Origin of the sequence: Novipirellula sp. (assembly GCF_041583735.1) — a bacterium.
In the GTDB taxonomy this organism is placed as follows: Bacteria; Planctomycetota; Planctomycetia; order Pirellulales; family Pirellulaceae; genus Novipirellula.
This window is the reverse complement of the sequence record NZ_JBFHFD010000768.1, coordinates 1-3760: the sequence shown is the minus strand read 5'-3', so window position 1 is coordinate 3760 and position 3760 is coordinate 1. Positions and strand designations below refer to the sequence as shown.

The 3760-nt window shown below is 55.9% G+C and carries 3 protein-coding genes; all 3 read left to right on the top strand.

The features are described 5' to 3' along the window. On the top strand, positions 1–826 hold an 826-nt coding region (locus ABX962_RS32430; protein WP_372725836.1), incomplete at its 5' end, for an HDOD domain-containing protein. A 358-nt stretch (positions 827–1184) separates the two neighbouring features. Further along, on the top strand, positions 1185–1952 hold the full coding sequence (locus ABX962_RS32425) for a hypothetical protein (RefSeq protein WP_372725835.1): 768 nt from the start codon (positions 1185–1187) through the stop codon (positions 1950–1952). A 125-nt stretch (positions 1953–2077) separates the two neighbouring features. Continuing rightward, positions 2078–3760, top strand: a 1683-nt coding sequence (locus ABX962_RS32420; protein WP_372725834.1) for an ATP-binding protein, incomplete at its 3' end; no start/stop codon positions are given.

The following is a 3760-nucleotide window of genomic DNA, read 5'->3' as shown; positions in this document are numbered from 1 at the left end:
GGGGGACCAGCGTGAGCGAAGTGAAACGGCGGGGCTAGTGCTTGGTGCGGTGATGCATTTGCAGGGACGCGTCGGTTTGTGTAGCGAATTCCCCGAAGAGTACGAGATCATGACTGCCGTGGCAAAGCAGACCGAGGGATCGCTAAGCGAAATCGAGCGACGCATCTTCGGTATCACGCAATCCAAGACGATGTCTCAATTGCTAGGCCGCTGGAATATTCCCTCCGAGATTTCTTGGCCCCTGAGTGAATTGGAGAGCTCATACGCTCAGATCGCCAAACTTGAACCTCGTCGTCGCGACCAAGTCGAGAGCATCAGGCTTGCCATCTTGGTCGGCTGGATCGCCGCGGGCGACTGGGAACCTTGGGACGTGGTCGAGTTTCCGTCGAGCGAGTCGATCCAACGCTTGAATTTTCATTCGATTACTTCGGTGATTGATGCGACGCGTCGAGAACTTGGGCGGATCGCATCGCTTTCCGAGCATTCGCCGCGGGTCATTCGCGAAACGAGGCGGGTCGGTTACATGCGGGTGTTGACTCACGGTTTTGATTTCTTCGCAGAAATGTTGCCGTCACTAGGGCTTGCTCCTGTCTATTCGTCACCGGAATCACAGTCGTGGGTGATCATCAACGCGATCGGCGCCGGAGCATCTCAAGTCAATTTGAGTGGATTTGACCGTAACCAAACCGTCGTGGTTTGCGAGGAAGCGGCCCTGCACCATTGGGACGCGTTTCGCAACACGGTCAAACTGGGGGAAACGCACGGCAGATTTGAACGTATTTGCCAGGGTCCCGATGTCGCGTCACGCGAGCGAGTAAGTGGCTGAGCGTGATCACGTCACGCATTGCTTAGATCGGCCGCTAGCCAGGAGTGGATCGGCGCTGCTTCGTTCCACCGCCTCGGGATTCGCGTGCGGATTTCGGACCGTTCGGCAAAATTCAACGATCCGTCGCGCCCACTTCGGCTACGTTCCGCCCCCCCCAAACAGATTTTTAAGTCCCGACAATGCATGCGTGCGTCTCGGTTTGACGCCGTTTCGGCCCTCCCCCGACGCTGAGCCGGCAGATTCTGCTACTTCTCAGCTGTTTTTACTTCCATCTGCCGCATTCACGTCCTAGTGTTCCAGGGCGGACCCCTGGAGTGTCACGCCGCCCACTTGCGAAACACAGTTGTCGGGGCAGACGATGATTCCTACGCCAAGCGATTGCCAATCCGCGATCGCCCCTTTGCCAATGGCCCCGTCGCCAGTGCCTCCGTCATGTGGAGCGGCTCTCGGTTTAAAATGGACGACTTTAACGTGTTTGTGGTTGGTCGCCGTACTGAGCTTCGGCTATTGGATCACGGCGTACGGATTTGAAGTCGACGCGAGCAATCTTGCGAATTCGGCAGCGACATGGCCTTCGGATTCGTCGCTTCCGGTCGCGTCAGACCGCTCCACGTTGCTACTTTTTCTGCACCCGCAGTGTCCTTGTTCCAGGGCCACGTTGGTCGAGCTCGAAAAGATCTTGGAGTCGACAGCCGCACTTACCAACGCCACCCCGAGAACCTTGGTGGTGGCAAGTGTGCCTCGCAACGCGGATTCTCAGTGGACCGACAGCCCCCTCAACAAGCGAGCTCGGCAGCTTCCGAATGCGGACTTGTATGTGGATGTCGACGGCATCGAAACCGCCCGATTTGGTGTGACGACCAGCGGCACAGTGATGTTGTTTTCCCCGCAGGCCGGGCGAATCTTTTCAGGCGGCATCACGATTTCTCGCGGGCATGAAGGTCATAGCGTCGGCGGAGCATTGCTGCAAGAGCAGCTGTGGAGGGTTCTGAACCACCAGCCGGACGCCGTTGCGGAACTTGATGCTTCATCGCCGCCAGTATTCGGTTGTGCGCTATGTGGGCCAAGCCCCTCGACCGAAAACGACGGTACAGCGGGACGCTGCGGTGAGGCCGAGCCATGGTAACGTCGTCGGTATCATTTTCGAGAGCGATCGAGGAGTCTTCTTCGCGAGACGCCGATCGGTACACGGCATCCGTATCGGCCCAATTCAATCAGCACGCCGCTACGATCTATCGCCGAACCGATCGAATGTTCGCAGTGCTAATGGTGCTGCAATGGGCGGTCGCGATCGCAGTCGCGTGTTGGTACTCGCCGAGCACATGGAACGGAGCCGATCGCAGCATCCATCCTCATATGATTATTGCGATCTTCGGCGGTGGATTGTTGGCGAGTTTACCGGTTGCGATGGCGATGCTATTGCCGGGTCGCTCGATCACGCGGAACGTGATCGCAGTCAGTCAGGTGTTGTTTTCGAGTCTGCTGATCCATTTATCGGGTGGTCGAATCGAAATGCATTTTCACATTTTCGGATCATTCGCCTTTTTGGCTTCGTATCGTGATTGGAAAGTGCTTGTTGCCCCGACCTTGATTGTGGCTGCGGATCATATGGTCCGAGGAATATGGTGGCCCGAGTCGGTTTTCGGTATCGCCACGGCGTCGCATTGGATTTGGATCGAGCATACGATATGGCTGATGTTCGAAGAGCTTGTGTTGCTGATTACGATCCGGCAAAGCGTCGCCGAGATGCGATGTCTTGCCATTCACACGGTCCAGCTCGAAGCTGCAACGCAAACGGCAGAGGACGCCAACAAGGCGAAGAGCGAATTTTTGGCCAGCATGAGTCACGAGTTGCGTACGCCACTGAACGGTGTGATCGGGATGACCGAATTACTTTCGGAATCGAAACTGGATGATCGACAACGCCGGTTCGTCGATGCGTGTCAATCCAGTGGCAAAGCGCTGCTCAAATTAATCAGCGACATCCTCGATTTTTCGAAGATTGAAGCGGGTCGCATGATGCTCGAAAAGCGTCCCTTTGATCTACGTCCGCTGTTGGATGACGTCGTGCTCTGTATGCCGCTTCAACTGGACGAGAAGCATATCAAGCTTAGTTGCCATTTTCAGCAATTACCGCCGCAGCAGGTTATCGGCGATAGTCATCGCTTGCGACAAGTCCTGCTTAACTTGCTTGGCAACGCGGTCAAGTTTACCGAACATGGCGAGGTCCGCTTCTACGTTCACCCGCAGCGTCTAAATAGCGACGAGGTGACTTTACTTTTTTCAATCGAAGACACCGGGATTGGCATCCCGCCCGACCGCCTCGGAACCCTCTTTCAATCGTTTTCCCAGGTCGATAACTCGATCAGTCGCAAGTACGGCGGAACGGGGCTCGGGTTGTCGATCAGCAAATCGATCGTGGAAAACATGAACGGCGTCATCGGCGTCGAGAGTCGAGAGGGGGTAGGGTCGCGGTTCTGGTTTACCGCGACATTCAAGCGAGCACACGACATCGATGAACCGCTTCCGATGCCCCCTTCAAGCTCAGCCAATTCAAACTCAGCCCCTGCAAAATCAAAGCCGCTTCAATTGGATTCGGGCAATGTTTCGTTCGCTGCGACAGCGTCGCCGGTCGCGCAAATCTTATTAGCCGACGACAACCGCTCCAACCAACGACTCGCTAAAGAGATTGTCATCGGATGTGGGTGGCAGTGTGACGTTGTTGATAACGGAATCGAAGCACTCCGCGCACTCGAAGCAAAGCATTACGATGTCGTGCTGATGGATTGCCAAATGCCGCTGCTCGATGGCTTTATGACAACCAAAGAAATTCACAAGCGGATCGCTGAGGGACGGATCGAATCGTGTCCTGCGATTGTTGCCTTGACCGGCAACGCGATCCAAGGAGATCGCCAGCGATGCTTGGACGCTGGG